At 71.8% G+C, this 24,878-nt stretch carries 14 protein-coding genes; 9 read left to right on the top strand and 5 right to left on the bottom strand.

Translation table 11 applies throughout. The features are described 5' to 3' along the window. Positions 1–260: 260 nt before the first annotated feature. On the bottom strand, positions 261–1,505 hold the full coding sequence (locus tag OIC96_RS29360; protein WP_327429147.1) for a serine/threonine-protein kinase: 1,245 nt from the start codon (positions 1,503–1,505) through the stop codon (positions 261–263). Positions 1,506–1,714: 209 nt separating this feature from the next. After that, on the bottom strand, positions 1,715–3,424 hold the full coding sequence (locus OIC96_RS29355; protein WP_330304972.1) for a serine/threonine-protein kinase: 1,710 nt from the start codon (positions 3,422–3,424) through the stop codon (positions 1,715–1,717). Between the two features lie 465 nt (positions 3,425–3,889). On the opposite strand from OIC96_RS29355, the gene OIC96_RS29350 reads away from it, so the two are divergent. The 7 genes from OIC96_RS29350 to OIC96_RS29320 all read left to right on the top strand — a co-directional run bounded on the left by OIC96_RS29350 (position 3,890) and on the right by OIC96_RS29320 (position 18,832). After that, entirely contained in the window at positions 3,890–7,663 is a 3,774-nt protein-coding gene (locus OIC96_RS29350; RefSeq protein WP_330304973.1) for an FHA domain-containing protein, read from the top strand. Between the two features lie 442 nt (positions 7,664–8,105). Then, a complete protein-coding gene (locus OIC96_RS29345; RefSeq protein ID WP_330304974.1) occupies positions 8,106–9,527 on the top strand; it encodes an ABC transporter substrate-binding protein in 1,422 nt (473 codons plus the stop codon). 7 nt (positions 9,528–9,534) lie between these two features. Continuing rightward, positions 9,535–10,881 (top strand): carbohydrate ABC transporter permease, encoded by a 1,347-nt coding sequence (locus OIC96_RS29340; RefSeq protein ID WP_330304975.1) that lies wholly within the window; start codon positions 9,535–9,537, stop codon positions 10,879–10,881. Further along, positions 10,878–11,786 carry a carbohydrate ABC transporter permease gene (locus tag OIC96_RS29335; protein ID WP_330304976.1) on the top strand — a complete coding sequence of 303 codons (909 nt, stop codon included), beginning with the start codon at positions 10,878–10,880 and terminating at the stop codon, positions 11,784–11,786. Before OIC96_RS29340 ends, OIC96_RS29335 begins: the two co-directional genes overlap by 4 nt. Before the next feature lie 174 nt (positions 11,787–11,960). Next, positions 11,961–14,228: a bifunctional glycosyltransferase/CDP-glycerol:glycerophosphate glycerophosphotransferase gene (locus OIC96_RS29330; protein ID WP_330304977.1), complete on the top strand. Its 2,268-nt coding sequence runs from the start codon at positions 11,961–11,963 to the stop codon at positions 14,226–14,228. Between the two features lie 154 nt (positions 14,229–14,382). Then, positions 14,383–16,578 carry a bifunctional glycosyltransferase/CDP-glycerol:glycerophosphate glycerophosphotransferase gene (locus OIC96_RS29325; protein WP_330304978.1) on the top strand — a complete coding sequence of 732 codons (2,196 nt, stop codon included), beginning with the start codon at positions 14,383–14,385 and terminating at the stop codon, positions 16,576–16,578. A gap of 4 nt (positions 16,579–16,582) precedes the next feature. Beyond that, positions 16,583–18,832, top strand: a complete 2,250-nt coding sequence (locus OIC96_RS29320; protein WP_330304979.1) for a bifunctional glycosyltransferase/CDP-glycerol:glycerophosphate glycerophosphotransferase — start codon at positions 16,583–16,585, stop codon at positions 18,830–18,832. Between the two features lie 25 nt (positions 18,833–18,857). Here the strand turns inward: OIC96_RS29320 and OIC96_RS29315 are convergent, their stop codons facing one another. Beyond that, positions 18,858–20,084: a hypothetical protein gene (locus OIC96_RS29315; RefSeq protein WP_330304980.1), complete on the bottom strand. Its 1,227-nt coding sequence runs from the start codon at positions 20,082–20,084 to the stop codon at positions 18,858–18,860. Between the two features lie 313 nt (positions 20,085–20,397). Between OIC96_RS29315 and OIC96_RS29310 the strand changes: the two genes are divergently transcribed. Continuing rightward, entirely contained in the window at positions 20,398–21,978 is a 1,581-nt protein-coding gene (locus tag OIC96_RS29310; RefSeq protein WP_330304981.1) for a hypothetical protein, read from the top strand. A gap of 25 nt (positions 21,979–22,003) precedes the next feature. Here OIC96_RS29310 and OIC96_RS29305 read toward each other — a convergent pair whose 3' ends face one another. Continuing rightward, entirely contained in the window at positions 22,004–22,417 is a 414-nt protein-coding gene (locus OIC96_RS29305; RefSeq protein WP_330304982.1) for an organic hydroperoxide resistance protein, read from the bottom strand. A 124-nt stretch (positions 22,418–22,541) separates the two neighbouring features. Here OIC96_RS29305 and OIC96_RS29300 point away from each other — a divergent pair, with 124 nt between their 5' ends. Beyond that, complete coding sequence (locus tag OIC96_RS29300) at positions 22,542–23,060, top strand: MarR family winged helix-turn-helix transcriptional regulator (RefSeq protein WP_330304983.1); 519 nt, start codon at positions 22,542–22,544, stop codon at positions 23,058–23,060. A 177-nt stretch (positions 23,061–23,237) separates the two neighbouring features. On the opposite strand, the gene OIC96_RS29295 is transcribed toward OIC96_RS29300, so the two are convergent. Further along, entirely contained in the window at positions 23,238–24,824 is a 1,587-nt protein-coding gene (locus tag OIC96_RS29295; RefSeq protein ID WP_330304984.1) for a glycosyltransferase family 39 protein, read from the bottom strand. Positions 24,825–24,878: the final 54 nt, after the last annotated feature.

Genomic DNA, 24,878 nt, shown 5'->3' with positions numbered 1-24,878 from the left:
AGCGGGGCTCGCCCCTCGCCCCTACGGGGCCCGGCAGCCCGTCCTTCGCCCCCGCCGCCCCTACCCGTCCCATCCTTCTGGGGCTCCGCCCCAGACCCCGTGGGCCGGTTCGTCGGCTGCGGGCCGGTGGGGGTTACTCGCGCAGTTCCCCGCGCCCCTTAAGGGGCGCGGGGAACTGCGCAATCTTTTAGACCAGGGGGTCTGGGGGCGCAGCCCCCAGGTACGGGATGGGACGGGTAGGGGCGGCGGGGCGAGAAACCTCACGGTGAGGCCGGTGCCGAGTTCTTCGTGTCCTGGGGAGTCGCGTCGGCGTCGTCGCCCGACGTGGCGAGCCAGGTACCGACCCCCACCGCGGCGACGAGAGCGACAGCCGCCGCCCCCAGCGTGATACGCCGCCGCCGGGCGGAGGCCCGATGCCGGGCCGACCCCGGCCGGGGAGCCCCCGCGGCCCGCGGTGCGCGAGCCGTACCGCGAGCGCCCCCCGCCAGCTCGTCCGGCCCGGGCACCCTCATCGACGTATGGGTGTCCCGGTTGGAGTCGGGCGCGGCCCCGGACACCAGCGGCACAGCCCCCCGCCGAACCCGCGCCGAGGCGGGAGCGGACGGCTCCGCCGCCTCCTCGTACGCCTCGTCCCCGTCCTCCGACTCCGCGTCCGGCGAATCCACGTCCAACGGCGGCATCCCCGCCAGCAACGGCAACTGCTCCCGCAGCCGCGCCCCCAGCTCCGACGCCCGCAGCCGTGACGCCGGCGCCTTCGCCAGGCACTGCACGATCAGCTGCCACAGCTCGTCCGGGATGCCGGGGAGCGGGACCACGGTCTCGGTGACATGGCGGCGCAGGACCGCGCCCGGGTGTCCGCCCCCGAAGGGCGTGAAGCCGGCGAGGAGCTCGTACAGCACCGTCGCCAGCGCGTAGATGTCGACGGCGGCCCGCGGCGGCAGCCCCTCGATGATCTCGGGCGCGAGGTAGTCCGGCGTACCGATGATCTTCGTGGCCCGGGTCCGGCGAGGTGAGTCGATGAGTTTCGCCACACCGAAGTCGGTCAGCAGCGCGGGGTGCGAGCCGCCGGGGCCGAGCGGGCCCTGCATGTCGAGCAGGACGTTCTCGGGCTTCACGTCCCGGTGGACGACCCCGGCGGCGTGCGCGGCCGCGAGCCCGTCCGCGACATCCGCGACGATCGCGACCGCTGCCTCGGGGGCGAGCCGCCGCTCCCGGTCGAGCCGGGTGCGGAGATCCGTACCCCGTACGAGATCCATGACGAGCGCGAGGTCGTTCCCGTCCACCACCAGGTCGCGGACCGCGACCACATGCGGGTCGTCGAGGCCCAGCAGCGCCGTGCGCTCCTGGACGAAACGCCCGACGAGCTCCTGGTCGGACGCGAGGTCCTCGCGCAGCAGCTTGATGGCGACAGGCCCCTCCGGCCCCTCGCCCAGCCACACCGTGCCGGCGCTGCCCCGCCCCAGAATCTGGTTCGCGGTGTACCGGCTCCCGATCTTGCGTGCCAAGACTGCTCCTACAGACGCGTGGTTGTCGCTGCTGCGCCGTCCCGGGGGTGACCCCCGGCCCCCAGCCGACAAAACTACGCGTCCGACGAGCCGATCCTTACCCCGGGGACGGAAATCACCCGTCAGGTGTCGACAAATCTCCAGAGTCAGCTGTCCCCAGGGGCAGTTGTCACCAGGGACAGGTCCCCGGGGACAGTCGTTCCCGAGGTTCAGTTGCTGGAGGAGCCGCCCCCGCCGAGATCGCCGATCCACCCGCTGACGGTGTTGAACCAGTCCTTCAGCTGGGCGAAGTACCCCTTGCCCGAACCGATCCAGTCCTGGAGGGGACTGAACTCCCAGATCAGCCACCCGGCGACGAACAGGATGACGATGGTGAACAGGCACCCCTTCAGACAGCCGAGCCCCGGAATCTTCGTGGGGTTGGCGCCGCGCTGACGGGGCTGTCGCGGCGCGGGCTGCTGGGGCTCCTGCGGCGGCGCGTACCGCTGCGGCTGAGGCTGCTGCTGGGGCGCGGGGGCGTACCGCTGCGGCTGCTGGTGCTGGGGCTGCTGCGGTGCGTACTGCTGCGGCTGCTGGGGCGCGTACTGCTGCGGCTGTTGCTGCTGCGGATACCCGTACCCGGGCGGCGGCTGCTGGCCCTGCGGCGGTCGCTGCTGCTGAGGGCGCTGCTGGGGCCGTGCGACCTGCCGCTGGGGACGGCGGCGCAGCGGGTCCTCGTTCGGGTCGAGGTACTGGACCTGCGTCTGTTCGTTGCGGTCGCGGGCCGCGCGCAGCTGGTTCTGCCAGGGATGCGGGTCCTCGGCCTGACCGGGCTGGCCGCCCGGCTGGTGCTGCGGCACGGGCGGCATGACGGCGGTCGGATCGGCCGCGCCGCGGTGCGGGAGGACGGAGGTGGGGTCGGCGTCACCGGTGTGCGGCAGGACGCTGGTCGCGCCGTTCGGGTCGTACGCGCCCGCGCCGTGCGGCAGCACCTGCGTGGGATCGGCGGCTCCGGGGACGGCCGTCGGGGCCGGGTCGGGGGCGAGCAGCGCCCCCACGCCGTCGGCGGCGGCGATCTGCGCGGCGTTCGCGTGCACACCGACGCCCGCGGCGACGGCGCGCAGCCCGCGTGCGAGGTTCTCGGCGCTCGGCCGCTCGTCCGGGTTCTTGCGCAGACAGCGTTCTATGACGGTCCACAGCGGGTCCGGGACGGTCGAAGGGCGGCGCGGCTCGGCGCTCAGGTGCTGGTGCAGCACCTCCAGGGCGGAGCCGCCGCCGAACGGCGGACGCCCGGTGACCAGCTCGTACAGCAGGATGCCCGCTCCGTAGATGTCGACGGCGGACGTCTGCGGACGCCCCTCCGCGGACTCGGGCGCGACATAGGCGGGGGTGCCGACGAACTCGTGGGTGCGGGTGAGGCCCGGGGAGTCGGCGAGCCGGGCGATGCCGAAGTCCGTCAGCATCGGGTGCATCTGGCCGCCGTCCTGCTTGAGCAGGACGTTCGCGGGCTTCAGGTCGCGGTGGACGACGCCGTCGGCGTGGCTGGCGGCGAGCGCGTCGGCGACCTGCGCGGTGAGGAGGGCGGCGGCGACGGGGCTGAAGGGCCCGTTCTCGCGCAGGTAGCGGTGCAGGTCGGGCCCGTCGATCAGGTCCATGACGAGGGCGAGCAGATCGCCTTCGACGACGAGGTCCCGTACGCGCACGATGTTCGGGTGGGTCAGCCGGAGCAGCACGGAGCGCTCCCGCAGGAACCGCATCACGATGTCCGCGTCGCTGGCGAGCTCCTCCTTGAGGACCTTGATCGCCACGGTCTCGCCGGGCTGCCCGGCCACGGCCGCCTCGGCGCCCGCGGTCTCCCTCTGGCGGGCTCGCCAGACGGTGCCTGTGGCGCCGCGCCCCAGCGGCTCCTCAAGGAGGTACTTGCTCCCTACCGGCCGCACGTCATGCGCTCCCTGTTGCTTGCTTGCCTGGTCCATCCATCGTGATCACCGTGGTACAGGTGTTCCGACCCACTGTAGTGCCGCCGTACAGGGCACTGGGCTGTTGTCTTTCTGTGCTCCCCATGGGTCCCACAGGCGGTTGTGTTCCGCATAAGCGGTTACGTACGCCTTCCCGTACATGTTCGATGGAAAGACGCTCGGCCGAGGTCGTTGGTTGCCGAAGTGCGGACGTGACCGATCTCAAGCGGGCACCGGTCGGGCACGGGGCAGGCACTTTTACGGGCAGAGCCGACCAATCAAGATCACTTACGGGTGGGTGCCGGGCGTGTTGTCAGTGGCAGGTGCGAGGATGCCTTCAGTACTGGCCGACGTGCCCGTGTGCGGTGGGGGAATCTGCGGTGGGGGGACCACAGCGCAGCCTCGTCCTCGTCGCGGACACCTGCGCGGAAGGGACCGCTGACGGCGATGCAGATCCGGCTGACCGTCGTAGACCCGCTGGGCCCGCCCTCGGAGCCGCGGGGGCGAACCGCGGCCTGCGATGTGCTGGTCACCGCGCCCGCCGGGACGGCGCTGGCCGCGGTCGCGTCGGGGCTCGCCTCGGCGGTCGGGAGTGACAGCCAGGTCGTGCTGTACGCGGGTGCGGAGCGCCTCGACGCACAGCGCTGCACGCTGGGCGAACCGCCCCTGACGGACGGTGCCGTGCTGTCCCTGGGCAGCCCCGCGGAGCCCGGCCCCGACGCGGACGACGGCGCCGCCCAGCTCCATGTGGTCGCGGGCCCCGACGCCGGCGGCGTCCACCTCCTGCACGGCGGCCAGATCCACATCGGCCGCTCCGCCGACGCGGACGTGCCCCTGGACGACCCCGACGTCTCCCGCCTGCACTGCGCGGTCACGGTCACCCCCGAGGGCCGCGTCTCGGTCGCCGACCTCGGCTCGACGAACGGCACGACGCTGGACGGCACCCGCGTCGGCACCCGCCCGGTCCGCCTCGCTCCCGGTGCGCTCCTCAGGGTCGGCGAGACCGCACTGCGGCTGACTCCGCCCGGGGCCACGGGGGCCCTGGGGACGGCGCCGGACGGGGAGGGGCACGTGCGCGTGACCGCCGGTGCCGGGCCCGGCACGGGAACCCGGTCCGACGGCGGCCCCGCCCGCCCGGGGCCGGCGTCACCGGCCGCGACCGTGCCCCGCGCGCGCGTGGGGGGCGCCGCCCGGACCCCGGCCGCCGGGAAACCCGGCGGCACCGCGGTCCCGCCGCCCGCCGGTGACACGCATCACGCCTACGGATCGGCGGAGTGGGGAGCCGCGGGAGGAGTCCCGCGCGGGGCGCAGGAGCACGGTCCGGCCGACCCGCACACCGCGCCGTCCGGCAGGCCCACTCCCACACCGTCCGTGGTGCCCGAACAGGGCGGGGCGCCCCGCATCGAGACCCGGCCGCGCGACGGCGCCGGACCCGACGGCGGCCCCGCGCCCGCCGGACACGGCGAACCCCCGGCCGGGCCCGAGGACGACGCCTCCGGCCCGGGAACCGGAGGCACCCGCAAGGGCACTCCCCAGCGGGGCACGGACGTCCCGCCGGGCGTGCGCAGGCGCGGCGGGATCGGCGCGTGGGCCCGGCGGCTGACCGGCGGACGCGGTGGACCGACGGGAGCCGGACAGGACCCGTACGACGACGAGGAAGCCGCGCCGGAGGACCCCCTCCCGACGGTGTCCCAGTCCCCGGAGAGCTGGCCCGACCCCGCGACCCTGCTGCTCACCGCGCTGGGGCCGGGACCTCGGCTGTGGGAGCGCGGCCCCGGTCACCAGGAGGCGCTGACCGTGCGGCTGGGCACGGCCGACCGGGCGGCGCCCGACGGTTCGGGCCTGCTGCCCGCGGTGCCGGTCACCGCGGGGCTGCGGGAGGCCGGCGCGCTGGGCCTGGCCGGACCGCGTCCGCGCCTCGCGGGCCTGGCCCGCGCGGTGGTGGCCCAGCTCGCCGCGCTGCACTCCCCCGACGCCCTCGAAATCGTTCTGATCAGCACGGACCGCTCCCGCACCGTCCAGGAGCGCACCGCCGAGTGGTCCTGGCTGGGCTGGCTCCCCCACGTCCGCCCCACCCACGGCCAGGACTGCCGCCTCCTCCTCGCCTACGACCGCGAACAGGCGACGGCCCGCACGGACGAACTCCTCCGCCGCCTGGAGGACCACCTGACGGAAACGGGTGGCGCGGCGGGCGGTCCCGTCCCGCTCAGCGCCTACGGCGTCGGCGGCACGCAGGCCCGGGACGATCGCCAGGGCACCGACCTGCGCGGCGGAGCCCGGCGGCCCTCCTGGGCGCGGGACGAGGACCCGGCGGACACGGGCTTCGACGGGCCGTACACCGTGGTGGTCGTGGACGGGGACCCCGGGAGCGCCGACGTACGCGAGGCCGTGGTGCGGCTGGCGCACGAGGGGGCGCGGGCCGGGATCCATGTGGTGTGCCTCGCCGAGACCCCGGCGGCGTCGCCCGCGTCACCGGTGACGGAGACGTACGAGGCGGCATGCGAGGCGTCGCCCGCGTTCCGGGAGTGCGGGGCGGTCGCCCTGCTCAGCGGAGACGTGGCCACGGCGCTGCGGCTGATGCGGATCGCGCCGGGCGGCCCCGCGAGCTCCCCGCCGAGGGGAGCCACGCGGTACGGGCAGGGTGACGCCGCGGGGGCCGGCAGAGGCGGACTCGGAGGGTCCACGCGAGCCGAATCCGTGGACCGCGCGCGCGGCGGCGGCGCCGCCGGACAGCCCCAGGGCGAGCACGGTCACGGCGGATCCCCACGCGGCGGACCGGCCCACGGCGGTTCGCCGCACCCCGGCCCCGCCCACACGGGCTCCCCGAACACCGGGACCGCAGACAGCAGTTCGCGGCACGGCGGCCACACCCACCCCGGCTTCACCGGACACCGGCCGCGCGGCCCCGTGGGCCACGGCACCGTCGCGGCGATCGACGCCGTGTCGGTCGCGTGGGCCGAGCGGTTCGCGCGGGCCCTCGCGCCCTTGCGCACGGACGGCACGCACGGCACATACGGCGACCGGCACGCGCGCGTGTCCGCACCCTTGCCCCCCATGTCCCGCCTGCTCGACGAGTTGGGGCTCGCACGAGCCACTCCCGCCTCCCTGATGGCACGTTGGGCGGACGCGGCGGACGACACGGAAGCGCTCGGTGGGCGCGCCCGGGCCGTCCTCGGCGCCGGGCCGCGCGGGCCCGTCGCCGTGGATCTCCCCGCCGAGGGCCCGCATCTGCTGATCGAGGGCCCCTCGGGCAGCGGTCGTACGGAACTGCTGCGCTCGATCGCCGCGTCCCTGGCCGCGGCGGAGCGGCCCGACCGGCTCGGGATCGTCCTCATAGACGGGCGGGACGGCATCGGGGGCAATGGCGCGGGGCGGGGCGAGGGGCTCCAGGTCTGTACGGATCTCCCGCATGTCACCACCCACCTCACCGCCAACGACCCCGTACGGATGCGGGAGTTCGCCCAGGCCCTCAGTGCCGAGCTGAAGCGACGGGCCGAGCTGCTCGGACGGCTCGACTTCGTGGAGTGGCACACCCGGCGCGAGGTGCCCGGCCGGATCGTGGTTCAGCGCTCGGCCAAGTCGGCTTCGTCCGGCATGGTGCCCGGTGCGTCGTCGTCCGGTGCCGCGGATCTCGACGCGCCGCCGAGTTCGACCATGCGGTTGCGACCTGCGGCTTCGCGGGAGCGTACGGAGCCTGGGCCGCCGCTCGCCCGGCTTGTCGTGGTGGTCGATGATCTGGACGCGCTGCTCTCTCCGGCGTTGGGGTCGCCCGGGCGGCCCTCGGCGGGGTCGGTCGTGCGGGCGCTGGAGGCCGTTGCCCGTGAGGGCGAGCGGTTGGGGGTGCACCTGGTGGCTGCGGCCGGGGTCGATGGGCGTACGGCGGGGTCCGAGCTGGCTCGGTCCGCCGCGCTGCGCATCGCGCTCGACGCGCCGTCGCCGGGGGCGGGGCCGGACGAACCCGGTCCCGGGCGGGGCCGGCTCCTGCGGGCCGACGGCCGGGACACGCCCTTCCAGGGCGGTCGGGTCACCGGACGCATCCCTCGCACCGCCACCCTCCGCCCCACCGTCGTCCCCCTGGAGTGGCACCGCATGGGTGACCCTCCGGCCCGCCGGCCCGTCCGCGAACTCGGCAACGGCCCCACGGACTTGGCCCTCCTCGCCAGCGCCCTGGAACGAGCGGCCCGCTCCGTCTCCGCGTCCGAGGTGCCCTCGCTGCTGTAGCGTCTTTCGCCCCCGCCGCCCCTACCCGTCCCATCCCTGGAGGCTGCGCCCCCAGACCCCCCTAAAAGACTGCGCAGTTCCCCGCGCCCCTAAAAGGGGCGCGGGGAACTGCGCGAACGGCCCCCACCGGCCCGCAGCCGAACGAACCGGGGTGGGCGGGGGATCGCGGGGCGAAGCCCCGCGCCTTCAGGGGCGCGGGGCTGTGACATTTGCGGCTCCGCCGCGGGGCGCGACCAGCCCCCACCCACCCGCAGCCGACACGCAACCCCCACCCGCTCCGGGGCGGAGCCAGTCGCGGCGGGGGCGAGAACACGTCACGACCCAATCACGATCACCCACTTGACACTGGTGGCGCTCTTGCCGCCCTCACAGACACGGGCGTAGACCAGACGGCACGGGACAGCGCTCGTACGTTCGACGAAGAACGAAGAACGGGGCAGTGATGCGCAGCAATCTTCGTACACGCAGGTCGCCCAATCACTCCACCAGTCACCCCACGCACAGGTCACGCAGAGCCGCACAGGCCGCCGCAGCCGCCGTCATCGCCGGCGCCCTCACCCTCACCGCCTGCGGCGGCGACAACAAGAACGACAAGAGCAGCAACGGCAACAACACGGAAAGCAGCGCCGGCAGCGGCGGCATCGTCACCCTTCCCAAGCTCGACGGCGCCAGTCTGGAAGTCGCCGCCGTGTGGACCGGCGCCGAACAGACCAACTTCAAGAAGGTGCTGGCGGAGTTCGAGAAGCGCACCGGCGCGAAGGTCACCTTCGTACCCGCGCAGGACCCGATCATCAACTTCCTCGGTTCGAAGATCGCGGGCGGCGCTCCACCGGACGTCGCGATGCTGCCGCAGCCCGGGGCCATCAAGCAGGCCGTCGAGAAGAAGTGGGCGAAGCCCGTCGGCACCGACGCCCAGGCGCAGCTCAGCAAGAACTACTCGCAGGGCTGGCAGGACATCGGCAAGGTCGACGGCAAGCAGTACGGCGTCTACTTCAAGGCCGCCAACAAGTCCCTTGTCTGGTACAACGCCAAGGTCTTCGAGAACGCGGGGGCGAAGGAACCCGCGACCTGGAAGGACTTCCTCTCCGCCGCCCAGACCATCTACGACTCCGGTGTCACCCCCGTCTCCATCGGCGGCGCGGACGGCTGGACCCTCACCGACTGGTTCGAGAACATCTATCTCTCCCAGGCCGGGCCGGAGAAGTACGACCAGCTCGCACAGCACAAGATCAAGTGGACGGACCCGTCCGTGAAGGACGCGCTGACCACGCTCGCCCAGCTGTGGGGCAACAAGAACTACATCGCGGGCGGCGCGGACGGCGCACTGCAGACGGAGTTCCCGGCGTCCGTGACGCAGACGTTCACCGGCGGCGACCAGCCCAAGGCGGGCATGGTCTTCGAGGGCGACTTCGTGGGCGTCAACATCGCGGAGACCAAGGCGAAGATCGGCACGGACGCGAAGGTCTTCCCGTTCCCGGCGGTGGGCAGCAAAGCCCCCGTCGTCAGCGGCGGCGACGCGGCCGTACTGCTGAAGGAGTCCAAGGCCGGTCAGGCGCTGCTCACCTTCCTCGCCTCGCCCGACGCGGCCACGATCTGGGCGAAGCTCGGCGGCTATCTCTCCCCCAACAAGAGTGTGGCCAACTCCGCGTACCCGAACGCCGTCCAGCAGTCGATGGCGAAGGCCCTGATCGCCGCCGGCGACGACTTCCGCTTCGACATGTCCGACCAGGCCCCGCAGGCCTTCGGCGGTACGCCCGGCAAGGGTGAGTGGAAGGACCTCCAGGACTTCCTGAAGAACCCGAAGGACGTGGCAGGGGCGCAGGCGAAGCTCGAAGCGGACGCGGCCGCGGCGTACAAGGGCTGATCCGGCGATGTCGTCGGCAACGGCGGGAGGGACCGGAAGCCCGGTTCCTCCCGCGGCACCACGGCACAAGAGCGTGACCGGCACCCGCAAGACCGTGGTAGCGCTCTTCCTGCTGCCCGCTCTGGTGCTGCTCGGCGCGCTCGTGGTCTACCCGATCGGGTACTCGGTCGTCCGCAGCTTCTCCAACCAGTCCGGCGACGGGTTCGCCGGAATCGACAACTACAAGGCCCTGTTCACCGACGACGGCATCCGTACCGCGCTCAAGAACAACATCATCTGGGTCGTCTTCGCTCCGACCGTCGCGACCGCGCTCGGACTCGTCTTCGCCGTGCTCACCGAACGGGTGCGCTGGGGTACGGCGTTCAAGCTGGTCGTCTTCATGCCGATGGCGATCTCGATGCTCGCCGCGGGCATCATCTTCCGGCTGGTGTACGACCAGGACCCGGACAAGGGCGTCGCCAACGCCGTCTGGGTGGGGGTGCACGACACGTTCGCCGAGTCGTCCGCGTTCCCGAAGGCCCACCCGGGGCGGCAGTCACCGCTCGAAGCCCAAGGTGGCGGGTTCGTCACCAAGAACCCCGTCCACACCGGGCAGTCCGTCACGCTCCCGCTCGTCGGCGTCGCCCCCGACCAGATGCCGGGCAGTGCCAAAAAGGCCGTCCAGGCCAAGGCCGAGCCCGGCAAGGTCACCGGCACCGCCTGGCAGGACTTCACCCGCGGCAAGGGCGTCGGGACGCTCGGCCAGGTGGACGCGAGTGAGCTCGGCTACGCGGGGATGAAGGTCGAGGCCGTGAAGGGCGGCAAGGTCGTCGATTCGGCGAAGGTGCGCGACGACGGGACCTTCACGCTCTCCGCCAAGGCCGACGGGGCTCAACTCCGGCTCCCGGCTAGCAACTTCAAGGAGCCGTACAACGGACTCGACTGGCTCGGCCCGTCGCTGGTCACCCCGGCCATCATCGGCTCGTACATCTGGATGTGGGCCGGTTTCGCGATGGTGCTGATCGCCGCGGGGCTCGCGGGTGTGCCGCGGGAGCTGCTCGAAGCCGCCCGGGTCGACGGCGCGAACGAGTGGCAGGTCTTCAGAAGGATCACCGTGCCGCTGCTCGCGCCCGTGCTCGCGGTCGTCACCGTCACCCTGATGATCAACGTCCTGAAGGTCTTCGACCTGGTCTTCATCATCGCGCCGGGCTCGTCCCAGGACGACGCCAACGTGCTGGCCCTGGAGCTGTACCGCAAGGGCTTCGCCGAGGACCAGCCGGGCATCGCGAGCGCCATCGCGGTGTTCCTGCTGCTGCTAGTGATCCCGGTGATGCTCTTCAATGTCCGGCGGCTGAGGCGGGAGGTGCGGCGATGAGCACAGATGCCGGAAGTCTCGGGAAGACGGCGCCCGTCACCGTCGTCAAGGCCAAGCCGTCACTCGGCTCCCGGCTCGCGAGCGGGGTCAGCGGCGGGATCGTACGCGTCTTCCTGCTGCTCGTCGGCCTGTTCTGGCTGGTGCCGACCATCGGGCTGCTGGTGTCCTCGCTGCGCAAGCCGCAGGACATGAGCGCGAGCGGCTGGTGGAAGGTCTTCACCGAGCCCTCGCAGCTCACCGTGGACAGCTACCAAAAGCTCCTGGAGAACAGCGACATCACCAACTCGCTGGTCAACACGGTGCTGATCACGGTCCCGGCGACCCTCCTCGTCGTCGTCATCGGCTCACTCGCGGGCTACGCCTTCGCGTGGATGGAGTTCCCGGGCCGCGACTGGTGGTTCCTGGGCGTGGTCGGCCTGCTGGTCGTGCCCGTGCAGGTGGCGCTGATCCCGATCGCCGAACTCTTCGGGAAGATCGGGATCTTCGGGTCGATCACCGGCGTGGTCTTCTTCCATGTGGGCTTCGGTCTGCCGTTCGCGGTGTTCCTGCTGCGGAACTTCTTCGCGGAGATCCCGCGGGAGCTCCTGGAGGCGGCCCGTCTCGACGGCGCGGGTGAACTGCGCCTGTTCGTACGGGTCGTGATGCCGCTCGGCGGTCCCGCGATCGCCTCGCTCGGGATCTTCCAGTTCCTGTGGGTGTGGAACGACATGCTGGTCGCGCTGGTGTTCTCCGACTCGGGCAGCCAGCCGATCACGGTCGCACTGCAGACGCAGGTACGCCAGTTCGGCAACAACATCGACGTACTGGCGCCGGGGGCCTTCATCTCGATGGTGATCCCGCTGGCCGTGTTCTTCGCGTTCCAGCGGCAGTTCGTGTCCGGGGTGATGGCCGGCGCGGTGAAATAGCCCTGCACACAAGGCGTTTGAGGGGCGGGCCGGCACCGGCCCGCCCCTCCTCGCCGTCACCGGAACGTATCGGCGCGTTCACCGCGCGTCCCCCGTATGCCACATCTGGCGTAACCAAGTCACCCCTTCGGCCGTTCCCGGGCAGGTATGCCCGCGCCGACCCATGGATGTCCGTTGCCCAGGTTCAGTGTCATCGTCCCCGCCTACAAGGTTCAGGCATACCTGCACGAGTGCCTGGAATCCGTTCTGGAACAGTCCTATCCGGACCTCGAACTGATCGCGGTCGACGACTGCTCGCCCGACGCCTGTGGCGCGATCATCGACGAGTTCGCGGCCCGCGACGCCCGCGTACGCGCCGTACATCTGACGGAGAACGTAGGTCTGGGCCGCGCCCGCAACGCGGGCCTGAAGCACGCCACCGGCGACTATCTGGTCTTCCTGGACAGCGACGACACCCTCACCCCGGACGCGCTGCGCGCGATCGCCGACCGGCTGAAGGAGACCTCCGAACCGGACGTCCTGGTCTACGACTACGCGCGCACGTACTGGTCGGGCGAGGCGGTCCGCAACCAGTTCGCGGGGCAGCTGACGGAGGAGGGCCCGGCGCCGTTCCGGCTCGACGACCGGCCGGGGCTGCTCAGGGTCCTGATGGTGGTGTGGAACAAGGCGTACCGCCGGGAGTTCGTCGAGCGCGAGGGCTTCGCCTTCCCGGCCGGGTACTACGAGGACACGCCCTGGACCTATCCGGTGCTGATGTCCGCGGAGACGATCGCCACCCTCGACCGGGTCTGCGTCCACTACCGCCAGCGGCGGCACGGCAGCATCCTGGGCACCAGCAGCGTCAAGCACTTCGACATCTTCGGGCAGTACGACCGGGTCTTCGCGCACATCGACGCGCACCCGGAGCTGGCCCACTGGCGCCCGGTCCTGTTCCGCCGGATGATCGACCACTTCTCGAACGTGTTCCTCAAGCGCGGCCGGCTGCCGCGCGGCTCCCGGGCCGACTTCCTGCGCAAGTCCCGTTCCCACTACCGCCGTTACCGCACGCCGGGCGCCCCCGTCCGGCTGCGCACCCGTGTGCGGCACGCGCTGGTGAGGCTGGGCGCCTACCGCACGTACCGTCTGCTGTCCTTCCTGTCGCGCGCGCACAAGAGAACCGTGCGCCTGGCCACCGCCCTGCTGCGCACCGCACGCGGCGCCGCGCTCCAGCTGCACTACCGCGTCCAGCTCCGCCTCCCGCTGCGCGCCGACCGTGCCGTGTTCTCCAGCTACTGGGGGCGCGGCCACGGCTGCAACCCGGGCGCGCTGGAGTCCGCGTTCCGCGCGTACGTGCCGAACGTCCGCACCGCGTGGATCGCGCACCCCGAGCACCACCACACGATCCCGGCGTCGACGCGCAGGCTGGCGCCCGGTACGGCCGGGTACTGGACGGCGCTCGCCCGTTCCAAGTACCTGGTGAACAACGTCAACTTCGACCGGCGGCTGGTGAAGCGCCCCGGCCAGATCATGATCCAGACGCAGCACGGGACCCCGCTCAAGTTCATGGGCCTCGACCTCCAGGACCGTCCGGCGGCCGCGCGTGACACGGACTTCGCCGAGCTGCTGCGCAGCGTCGACAAGTGGGACTACTGCCTGTCGGCCAACCGCCACTCCACGCTGGTCTGGGAGCGTGTCTTCCCCGCCGGGTTCACGACGCTGGAGTACGGCCTCCCCCGCAACGACGTGTTCCAGCAGGCGACTTCTACGGACGTGACCCGGCTGCGCGAGTCGCTCGGCATCCCCGAGGACGCGGTCGCCGTGCTGTACGCGCCGACGTACCGCGACTACCTCCGCACCCAGCGCCGCCCCCTCGACCTGGAGCGCGTCCTGCGTCAACTCGGCCCGCGCTTCGTGGTGTTGACCCGCGCGCACCACTCGTACGAGGCGCCGCTCACGAGCGCCGCGGGCGGCCGGCTGATCGACGTGTCCGGCCATCCGAGCATCGAGTCGCTGTGTCTCGCCTCGGACGCCCTGATCACCGACTACTCGTCCCTGATGTTCGACTACGCGGGCCTCGACCGCCCGATCGTCGTCCACGCGGACGACTGGGAGGCGTACGAGGCGGCCCGCGGCACCTACTTCGATCTGCGCGCCTTCCCGCCGGGCGCGGTCGCGCGCAGCGAGGACGAGCTGATCGACATCTTCGCGACGGGGCACTGGTGCGGCTCGCGTTCGGTGCAGCTGCGGGCCGCGTTCCGCGAGCGCTTCTGCCCGTACGACGACGGGCGTGCCGCCGAGCGCGTCGTGCGGCGTGTGGTGCTGGGCGAGACGGCCGGGCTGCCGCCGTTCATCCCGCTCGCCGAACGGCATCCCGTCCCGTCGGCCGTGGCCGCCCGCCCGACGGCGCCCGTCGCGACGGTGCCCGCGCCCGGCGGTGCCGTCCCCCTCACCGAGCATCTGTGAACCGGAATCCGCGTGCCTTCCAGCCCCTCGCGGCCCACGCCGACCCGGCCCACCACCTGGCGGCCCACCGGGCGGCCCGGGCGATGAAACGCCGGCTCAGCGCCCCTTGAGCGAGCTCTCCCCGGAGAGAATGCTCCCTGAGAGAAAGAGCAGAATGCCCCGCTTCAGCGTCATCGTGCCCACCCATGGAGTCGCCGGGCGACTGGCCCAAGCGCTGGACTCGGTCCTCAGCCAGTCCTTCGGCGACTTCGAGCTGATCCCGGTCTGCGACGCGCCGGACACCCCGGCCGGGACGGTCGCCGCCGCGTACGCCGCGCGGGACGCCCGGGTCATTCCGGTCCACTCGCCCCCGTCGGGCGGGCTGAGCGCGGCGCGCAATGCCGGGATCGGCGCGGCGAACGGCGCGTATCTGCTCTTCCTCGACGGCGACGACGACCTCGTGCCGGGCGCGCTGGGCGCCCTGGACACGGGGCTCCGCACCGATGTGGACGTCCTCTACTTCGGGCACGAGCGGGTGCACTGGTGGGAGGGCGAGTCGAGCACGCCCCCGCTCGACAAGAACCCGGAGGTCGTCGGCGTACACGTGCCCGCGTGGAGCGCGGCCTACCGTCGCTCCTTCCTCACCGAGCACCGGCTCACGTTCCCGGAGGGGCACTTCACGGACACCGGGTGGGGCGGTCTGGTGACCCTCGCGACCGAGCGGGCGGCGGTGCTGCACTCGGTCTGCGTACGGCATCACCTGCGCCGCCAGGGCAGCCGGCTCCACACACCGGGTGAGCACCAGTTCGAGCTCCTCGACCAAGTCGAATTGGTGCTCACCCAGGCCGCCGCACGGACCCGGGACACCGGCCGGACGACCGGGCAAGCCGTGTCCGCGGCCAAGGCGCACGCGCTGTTCGGGCAGCTCTTCGCCCTCGTGCTGAAGACGGCGGCCCATCCGACGCGGGTGCCCGCGCGCCGCCGCCGGGCCTTCTTCCGCCGCGCGGGCCGGCTCTACCGGCTGTACCGCCCGGCCGGGTTCCCGCTGCCGGCGGGCAGTCTCGGCGTGCAGCACCGGCTGCTCGCGACCGGCGCCTACAGCGCGTTCCGGGCGCTGCGCGGCGCCAACCAGGCGACGGCGAAGGCGACGCAGCGGGTGCCGCGCCCGAGGATGCTGCGGACCCGCGCGCTGTACGCGGCGCAGCTGCGCCGCCCCCTCGACGAGAACCTCGCCGTGTACTGCGCGTACTGGGGCCGCGGCTACGCCTGCAACCCCGCCGCGATCCACTCGGCCGCCCAGCGGCTGGCTCCGCACATCCGCTCGGTGTTCCTTGTCACCGAGGACGCGGTGGAGCACCTGCCGAAGGACATCGACCACGCGGTGATCGGCAGCCGCCGCTACTGGGAGGTGCTGGCCCGCGCCAAGTACCTGGTCAACAACGCCAACTTCGAGGGCGCCGTCGTCAAGCGCCCCGGCTCCGTTCACCTGTCGACCCAGCACGGCACGCCGCTGAAGAAGATGGGCATCGAGCAGGCCGAGTACCCGATCGTCGCCGCCGCCACCGGAAGTTTCGACCGCCTGCTGAGCCGCGCCGACCGCTGGGACTACAACCTCAGCTCGAACCGGCTCTCCACGGAGGTGTGGGAGCGGTCCTTCCCGTCCTCCTACGAGATGCTCGAATACGGCTACCCGCGCAACGACGTCTACTACACGTCGTCGGCGGCCGACGTGCACCGCATCCGCAAGCAGCTCGGTGTCCCGGAAGGCCGCACGGCGCTCCTGTACGCGCCGACGCACCGCGACTACCACACCGGTTTCAGCACACAACTCGATCTGAAGGCGTTGTGCGACGCCCTCGGGGACGACTTCGTGATCCTGCTGCGCGCCCACTACTTCTACGACGGCGACCAGGGACGCCCGCGCGACGAGCGGGTCATCGACGTCACCGGACACCGTTCGTCCGAGGACGTCTGTCTCGCCGCGGACGCCCTCATCACCGACTACTCGTCGATCGTGTTCGACTACGCCAACCTGGACCGGCCCGTCGTCGTGTACGCCGACGACTGGGACGTGTACCGCGAGACGCGCGGAGTCACCTTCGACTTCCTGGGTTCCCCGCCCGGCCCGGTCGCCCGCACCGCCGGTGAACTGGCCGCCGTCTTCCGCTCCGGCTCCTGGGCCGGGGCGGAGTCGGCCGCGCTCCGTGCCCGCTTCCGCGACCGGTTCTGTGAGTTCGACGACGGCCGCGCCGCCGACCGCGTCGTCCGCCGCGTGCTGCTCGGGGAACCGGCCGAGGCCATCGAGCCGCCGGTTCCGCTCGCGCAACGCACCCCCGCGCCCGCCGCCGTGACGACCGCCCCGAGGAGCTGACACCGTGCCCCGCTTCAGCATCATCGTCCCCGTCTTCAAGGTCCAGGGGTTCCTGCGCGAATGCCTCGACTCCGTGCTCGGCCAGTCCTTCACCGACCTCGAAGTGATCGCCGTCGACGACTGCTCGCCCGACGGCTCCGGCGCGATCCTCGACGAGTACGCGGCCCGTGATCCGCGGATGAAGGCCGTTCACCTGCCCGAGAACGTGGGCCTCGGCCGCGCCCGCAACGTCGGCCTTCGGCACGCCACCGGTGACTACGTCCTGTTCCTCGACAGCGACGACCGCTACACGCCCGGGCTGCTGCGGGCGGTCGCCGACCGGCTCGACGTGACCCGCGACCCCGACATCCTGGTCTTCGACCATGTGCGCACCCACTGGTGGGGCCGCGGCGGCCGCAGCGACGCCGCCGAACTGCTCGAACAGGCCGGCACCAGCACGTTCAGCATCCGCGACCATCCCGAGTACCTGCGACTGTTCCTGGTCGCCTGGAACAAGGCGTACCGCCGGGACTTCTTCCTCGGGCACGGCTTCCAGTACCAGCCAGGGCTGTACGAGGACGCCCCCGTCACCTACCAGACGATGGTCACGGCGGAGCGGATCGCCTGTCTGGACCGGGTGGGTGTCGAATACCGGCAGCGGCGGCAGGGTGCGATCACCCGTACTCCGGGGCGCAGGCATTTCGAGATCTTCGAGCAGTACGAGGGGCTCTTCGCCTTCCTCGCCGAGCGGCCCGGCCTGGACTGGGCCCGGCCGCTGCTGTTCGAACGGGCCCTGGACCACATGCTGTTCGCCCTGGCCCGTCCCGAACGTGTGCTGCGCGGCGACCGAAGGGAGTTCTACCGGCGGACCCGGGCGTTCTACCGAAAGCATGTGCCGCCGGGCTTCGTCCCACCGCGCGAGGGACGCCGCACGGAGCTGCGGCTGCTGGCCGTCGCTCCGCACCGTGCCCATGTCGCCCTCGGTGCGCTGCGACATGTGCGCCGGGCGCTGGGGAGCAGGAAGCTGAGGCTGCGCAACGTGGTCGCCCGGCGGATCATGCGGTGCTGGTACAGGCTCCAGTCGAAGCGTGCCCTCGACCCGAATCTCGCCGTCTACTCCGCCGGGCACAGCCGTGCCGTGAACGGCGATCCGTACGCGATCCACGCGCGGGCCGCCGAACTGGCGCCGCACCTCCGCAGCGTGTGGGTCGTCCGGCCCGAGGCGGTGGAGCTGCTGCCACCGGGCACGGAGCATGTGACGCTGGGATCCTGGCGCTACTACCGGGTGATGGCGCGCGCGAAGTACTGGGTCAACAATCGCAACTGGGCCGGTGATCTGATCAAACGCCCCGGTGCCGTGCACGTCCACACCCACCAGGGCACGCCTCTCAAGTACATGGCGCTGGACCTCCTCGACCGTCCGGGGGCCCGGCACGGCACGGACGTCCGCGCGATGCTGCGCCGCAGCGACCGGTGGGACGTCAGCCTGGTCGCGAACCGGTACAGCGAGGAGATCTGGCAGCGGGCCTACCCCTGTCACTTCACATCACTGCGCAGTGGCAGCCCCCGCAACGACATCCTCGTGCGGGGCGGGACCGCACGCGCCGCCGAGGTGCGCGACCGGCTCGGCATCCAGCCGTCGGAGACGGTCCTGCTGTACGCGCCGACTCTGCGCGACTACCGCAAGGGCGGCCATGTCTGGCGTGTCGACCTGGAGACGCTGGCCGGTTCGCTCGGCCCCGGACACCGGCTGCTCGTCCGCCTGCACCCGAGCCTGGCCCGCCATCACGAACGGGCGCTGCTGCTGGGCGATCTGCACCGCCGCGGCACGCTGACCGACGTCACCGACGAACCGCACGTCGAGGACGTCATGCTGGCCAGCGATGCCCTGATCACCGACTACTCGGCCCTGATGTTCGACTACGCGTGCCTCGACCGGCCCATCGTCGTGCACGCCGACGACTGGGCCGCCCATCTGGCGGCCCGGGGCGCCTACTTCGACATCACCGCCGAACCACCGGGACACGTGACCCGTTCCGAGGAGGAACTGACGAAGGTACTCGTCTCCGGCGCCTGGCGGGACGCCGAGTCGACCCGTCTGCGCGGGGCGTTCCGGGAGCGCTTCTGCGAGTACGACGACGGGCGGGCCGCGGAACGCGTCGTACGGCAGGTGTTGCTGGGCGAACCGGCCGATGCGGCGGTCGGCGGCGACGGAGCGGTGGTCACCATCCCTGCGGCCGCCGACCGTTCGGCCCGCCTTCCCGAGTACAGCTGACCTGAACGCGGCTGGGCGTGCGAGCTCAGCGCGAGACGGACTCGGGTGCCGGCGACTGACGGCCCACGCGAGGGGGCAGGTTCGTGTCCTGTCCGTCCTGTCCCCTCCTGCCGTGCCGACGCGCATGGCTCTCGACCAGCAGCGGGATACCGCACACCGGAAGCAGCATCGCCATCACCATCAGCCGTGGCCCCATGGCCGTCTCGGGATGCCCTGCCTGGTTCACGAAGCCCGCGACGGCGGTCCCGGCGATCAGGCACGCGAACGGACGGTGGTACCGGAAGGCTCCCCAGGCCCCGCCCGCGAGGAGAAGGAGCACCAGCGGCTCCATCAGTGCGGCGCGCAGCCATTCCTTCCAGAAGGCGGCACTCAGGCGCAGGAACGCGTGCAAGGGGTGCGGGGCCATGCTCCTCGAATAGTGAACGGTCAGCAGGTCCTGGAGACCGGACCGGGTACTCGGCAGCGCGAGGACGGTGATGACGAGCTGAAGGGCCACCGTGAACGCGGCCGTCACGGCGAGAACCGCCAACTCCGGCCGCGCGAACTCCCGTCGCCGCACGCGGCGCGCGATGACGAGGAGTGCGGTCATGGCCGCGATTCCGGCGACGGCCAGCAGGGTCTGCGCGTATTTGACACCTGCCGCGCCGGCGAACGCCGAGAGGGCGAGCGCCGTTCCCGACGCGATCCGTCCCCGCAGTATGCGGACACATCCGAGGACGCCGGCGAGCAGGAGACACAGAAGCAGCCCTTCGCACAGCGGCTGCATGGCCTCCCGTCCCGTCGGCAGCGCGTAGTAGAGCACCTGCCCCAGCAGGGCGAGCGGTACGGAGACGCCCAGCGTCCGCAGAATCAGGACCACGAAGCCACTGGCCAGGACCGTCGCCACGAGCGAGGCCGCCCACAGGCCGACGGCCAGGCCGAACACGCGGATGAAGGGGATCGTGTACAGCGGGTATCCGGGTCTGGTCGCGAAGATCACGGAGATGTGCGGATTGCTGAACAGTGCCATGTAGCCGGTCACATCGGTGCGTTCGGCATTACGCGCGACGAGGTTCCGGCTCGAGTTCCGGCACTCCTGATACGCGGCCATTCCGGTGTTCTTTTTCCGGTAGTTCTCCAGATCCCCGTTCGCACGCTCCACGGACCTGACGCGCACACTGTCGCAGAAATAGTCCACCGCTCGCAGAGAGGCTTCCTCCCGGCCGAGCCCTTGAAGCATGTAACTGTGCGCCACGTATTGGCGCGTGTCCATGGCGGCACGTCCTTGGATCTGGACCGACTGCGCTCCAGTGAACAGCAAGGCAAACACAAAGAACCAGAAAAGAAGCAGACGTCGGTCATGTGGGACGAGCGACGATCGTAGGAACCTCTCTGTTTTCCACATCGTCGAATGACCTATCACACACCCCGGAGCCTGATGAGCGATCAACTCGCGCGCCGTCCGGATTCTTTGCCGGGCAACGGACATCACTCGAAGGCATGAAATAGGGAGAACAAGGTCACCCTTGGTGGAAAGAGCGATGAATGCGCCACACTATTGACCCCTCCTCCTCGCCCACCGTCCGGTGAGCGCCGACCTCCTCGTCCGGCGCGCGGTACGCGGCGCCACGGCCCTGCGCGGCGGCGCCGGTTGGCGTCCGACGCCCTACCAGGTCTTCGGTGGCCTGTTCTGGCTGGTGATGTCCCTGGCCTCCTGGCGCCTGCCGATGTGCTGCGACTTCGGCCAGCACGCGGCGGTCGTCGAGCGCCTCAAGGTGAACCTGTTCCATCCGGCTCATCCGATGGCGGACCTGCCGGGCGCGGGCAGCCCGTACTACTCGCCGTACGCGGTCGCCCAGGGCGCGTTCGCCCGGCTGACGGGTCTGCCCGGCCGGCAGGTCGTACGTCTCAGCGGTCCGCTGAACCTGCTGGTCCTGCTGACCGGCATCGGCCGCTTCGTCCGCGTCCTGACGCCTCGTATCTGGGCACCGGTCCTGTCGCTCCTCGCGATGGTGCTGCTGTGGGGCACCAGGCGCGCCTGGTGGAGCGGTTACCTCGGGCTGATGTCGATGACGGGGAACCTCCCCTACCCGTCCACGTTCGCCATCGGACTGGCCTTCTGGGCCTGGGCGTTGACGGGGTCGCGCGCGCGAGGCATGGGCGGTCTCGTCCGGTACGTCGGCCCGAGTGGGCTCAGGAGTTTCTCCGGGTACGCCGGGCTGGGCGCCCTGTACGGGCTGATCCTGCTCGTGCACCCGATCACCTCCATCGCGGCGGTGCTCGGGGCGGTGGCGTTCGTCGCCGGGTGGCAGAGCCAGTGGCGGGCGGCGATCGCGGGCCGGTGGGCGCTGGCCGGTGCGGCGGCGCTGCTGGTCGGGTACTGCTGGCCGTACTTCGACGTCTTCGCGCTGACCGGGGACCGCAGCGTGGACGCGCTGCACGAGCGGCTGTACGTGGGGATGCCCGGGCACTTCTGGCTGGCGCTGATCGGGGTGCCCGCGCTGTGGCTGCGCGCGCGGCGGGCGAAGCGGAGCGAGGGGCGCTGGTGGCGGGATCCGCTGGTGCTGATGTTCGTGCTGGAGTGCGCGACGGTGGCCTACGGCTGGGTCAGCGGGCACTACACGTACGGCAGGATCCTGGGGCTCACGCTGGTGCCGCTGCAGTTCGCGCTCGGGGTGGAGCTGGCGGCGCCCCGGCCGTGGGGGTCCGGGCGGCGGCGGCTGGGGCTGGTGGCAGCCGTCGGGGCCTGCGTCGGCTTCCTCACCGTGCAGGCCGGTGCGGTCGTGCCGCGCTCGATCGACCCGGTCGGCTTCGCCCAGCCGCCGCGCTGGCCGACGTACGCGTGGGCGGCGCGGCACATCAAGCCCGGCGAGGCGGTCATCACGGACGGGTTCTACGACGTGCACTCGATCGCGGGGTACGGTCCGGACCTCGCCGCGCCCCTGTGGCCCGATCCCGCTCTCGACGAGCGGGAGCGGCTGCGGCGGCGCGCGGCGGTCCGTGCCTACCTCAACCCGGCGTCGACCCGCTCCGAACGCACCGCCATCGCCCGCCGGTACCACGTCCGCTGGCTGCTGATGACTCGCTGGCACCAGGTGCCCGAGGAGGCGACGGTGGTGGAGCGAAGCCGGAAGACAGGAGAGGTGCTGGCCCGGGTCGGGGGCTGAACCGACCCTGCCGGCCGCCCGGTGACTACTCGACCACGAGCTCCACCGGGATGTTGCCGCGGGTGGCGTTGGAGTAGGGGCAGACCTGGTGGGCCTGCTCGACCAGCTTGCGGCCGGTGGCCTCGTCGACGGTGTCGGGCAGTTCGATGCGCAGCGTCACCTTGAGGGCGAAGCCCTCGCCCTGCTTGCCGATGCCGACCTCGCCGGTCACCGCGGCCTCGCTGACGTCGACCTTCGCGGCGCGGCCGACGAGGCCGAGGGCGCTGGCGAAACAGGCGGCGTAACCGGCGGCGAAGAGCTGCTCGGGGTTGGTGCCCTGCCCGTTGCCGCCCAGCTCCACCGGCATGGCCAGCTGGAGGTCGAGCTTGCCGTCGGAGCTGACGGTGCGGCCCTCGCGGCCGTGGGTGGCGGTGGCGACAGCGGTGTAGATCGCGTCCATGGGGACCATCCCTCTCAGGTCTGAATCTTGCCGGGGCGGCCGGTCCGACCGCCTCACGGACACAATTAGAGCACGCAATTCAATTGCGCACAACTTAATGGCGGACAAGAGCTACCCTGGTCGTATGACCGCAACGCCCACCACCCCGAGCACGCCGAGCGCCCCGAGTACCCCGGTCCCGCCCGACGGGGACTACCTCCGTCTCGACGAGCAGATCTGCTTCTCCCTGAACGCCGCGTCGCGCGCCTTCGGCGGCGTCTACCGCGTGCTCCTCAAGGACCTCGGGATCACCTATCCCCAGTACCTGGTGATGCTGGTGCTGTGGGAGCACGGCGAACTGCCCGTGAAGAAGCTCGGCGAGCATCTGCGGCTCGACTCCGGGACGCTGTCGCCGCTGCTCAAGCGGCTGGAGGCGACGGGTCTTGTGCGGCGGGAGCGGAGTGTGCGGGACGAGCGGTCGGTGCACGTTCAGCTCACCGATGAGGGTGTTGCCCTGCGGGAGCGGGCGTTGGCCGTGCCTCGGCGGATCGCTGCCGCGACGGGGGCGAGTCTTGAGGAGATCCGGGAGCTTCGGGCTCGGCTGGATCGGTTGACGGTGGCGCTGGATGAGGCGGCGTTGGAGTCGACTCCAGGGTGCGTGTAGCTCCGCGGGTGCGCTCCGCTGGGTCGGCGGTTCGTTGAGTTCGGGGCGGTGTAGTGCGGGTGGCTCCGCTCGATGGGTGGGGCGTCGGGTGCCGGCCGGTGGGGGCTTGTCGCGCAGTTCCCCGCGCCCCTTACGGGGCGCTGCTGTACGGGACGCCTGCCGTACGCGGCGCCCGCCTCACAGGGTGCTCTCGTCCTGCTGGGCGCGTGGTGGTCTGCGGATGTACAGGCGCAGGGTCACGCCTCCTCGGGTGATCTCCTGGAGGGGGACGAACTCCTCCTCGACCAGGGTGAGTTTGAGGCGTTCCGTGGGGGTGTCCGGGGTCCAGGTCGGGCGGGTCGCGAAGGGTTCGGCGACGAGCCAGACGTGGTCTAGCCGGGAGAGGCGGCGGCGGAGTTCCGAGGGGGCCGCCTCCTGCCCGTAGAGGGTTCCGGAGGACGGGCCCGGGGCGCTCAGGGCGACGTCGCGGACCCCGCGGAAGCCGTTCGGGTACGCCAGTGCCGAGCGTCGCACGATCGAGGGCAGGAACAGCACCGGGTCGCCGGGGCGCAGTTCGCGCCCTGCCGTGGCGGAGACGGTGGCGAGGTTGTCGGCTCGGTGGCCGGGGGTCCGGTCCAGGCGGAAGAGGGGGAGCTGGAAGGCGAAGCCGAGGGTGACGGCCAGGGCTCCGATGAGGGTGACGCGCGCTCCGGTGGGGACGGTGAGGCGCAGCCGGGGCAGCAGGCTCACCAGCCGTTCGGCGCCCGCCGCGGCGAGCAGCGGTGCGCCGGCGAGGGCGTACAGCACATAGCGGTCGTCGTACAGCGGCCAGAACTGCGAGACGGTCATCAGCACGGCGGGCGGGACCACCATGAGGGGCAGGGCGACCGCCTGGAGCGACGGCTCGCCCCGCCGCGCGAAGGGCCGCCACAGAGCCAGGGCGAGGGCGATGAGGACCAGGTGTGGCACGACCAGAAGCCGTTCCGGGCCCGTGAACGCCGCCAGCAGTCGCGCCACGCTCCCGAGGCCGGGCCGCGGCAACCACGCGACCTGCGCGGACTGCGCGTGCGAGACGAGGGCGAGCGGCACCAGCGCCAGGACCACGGCTCCCGCCGCGCACCCCCACGCCCGCCACACCCGTGCCGGCACCCGCGCGAGCGCCAGTGTCCCCGCGTGCGCGAACAGCAGGAGCACCGCCAGTTCGTGCAGCAGACAGGTGACGGCGACCGCCGTTCCGTACGCCCACCAGTACCGGCTCGCCGCCCTCCCCCAAGTCCTCGACTTCGCACGAGCAGAGGGGACCGTCATGGCCCGCACCAGCAGCCAGGTCGCTCCCGCCGCTCCGGCCGCGACGAGCGCGTACGACCGGCCCTCCTGCGCGAAGTGCCCGGTCATGGGCGTGACGGCGTACAGCAGCCCCGCCCACAGGCCGACCCGCGGGCGGCACAGCCGGACGCCGAGGGCGGCGACGAGACCCGCGGTCGCGGCGGCGGCACAGACCGAGGGGAGCCGGAGGGCGACCTCGCCGGGGTGCGGGGCGAGGACGGGGTGCATCAAGAGGTAGTACAGGCCGTGCACCGCGTCGGCGGAGTGCAGCAGCTGCCAGATCTGCGGCACCGAACGCCGCGCGACCTGGAAGGTCACCCCCTCGTCGCGCCACATGCCACCGCGGTCGAGCCCCCAGAGCCCCATCGCCAGCATCACGAGCACGGGCAGGAGGACCGCCAGGACCGCCATCGCCTCGGGACGCCCGACCCACGACCGCCTCACCCACACACTCACCATGAGGCCGATTTTTTGCTATTAACCAACGTTGGAAGGGTATTGACGGCGTATCAA

The sequence above is a fragment of the Streptomyces sp. NBC_00775 genome (genome assembly GCF_036347135.1).
In the GTDB taxonomy this organism is placed as follows: domain Bacteria; phylum Actinomycetota; class Actinomycetes; order Streptomycetales; family Streptomycetaceae; genus Streptomyces; species Streptomyces lutosisoli.
The sequence above is the reverse complement of the archived record's forward strand: the minus strand, read 5'-3'. Positions and strand labels throughout refer to the sequence as shown.

Coding starts and splice junctions, on each gene's coding strand:
- OIC96_RS29335 (WP_330304976.1), top strand. CDS start 10,878: ATGAGCACAGATGCCGGAAGTCTCGGGAAGACGGCGCCCGTCACCGTC.
- OIC96_RS29315 (WP_330304980.1), bottom strand. CDS start 20,084: ATGGACACGCGCCAATACGTGGCGCACAGTTACATGCTTCAAGGGCTC.
- OIC96_RS29345 (WP_330304974.1), top strand. CDS start 8,106: ATGCGCAGCAATCTTCGTACACGCAGGTCGCCCAATCACTCCACCAGT.
- OIC96_RS29305 (WP_330304982.1), bottom strand. CDS start 22,417: ATGGACGCGATCTACACCGCTGTCGCCACCGCCACCCACGGCCGCGAG.
- OIC96_RS29295 (WP_330304984.1), bottom strand. CDS start 24,824: ATGGTGAGTGTGTGGGTGAGGCGGTCGTGGGTCGGGCGTCCCGAGGCG.
- OIC96_RS29300 (WP_330304983.1), top strand. CDS start 22,542: ATGACCGCAACGCCCACCACCCCGAGCACGCCGAGCGCCCCGAGTACC.
- OIC96_RS29325 (WP_330304978.1), top strand. CDS start 14,383: ATGCCCCGCTTCAGCGTCATCGTGCCCACCCATGGAGTCGCCGGGCGA.
- OIC96_RS29350 (WP_330304973.1), top strand. CDS start 3,890: ATGCAGATCCGGCTGACCGTCGTAGACCCGCTGGGCCCGCCCTCGGAG.
- OIC96_RS29340 (WP_330304975.1), top strand. CDS start 9,535: ATGTCGTCGGCAACGGCGGGAGGGACCGGAAGCCCGGTTCCTCCCGCG.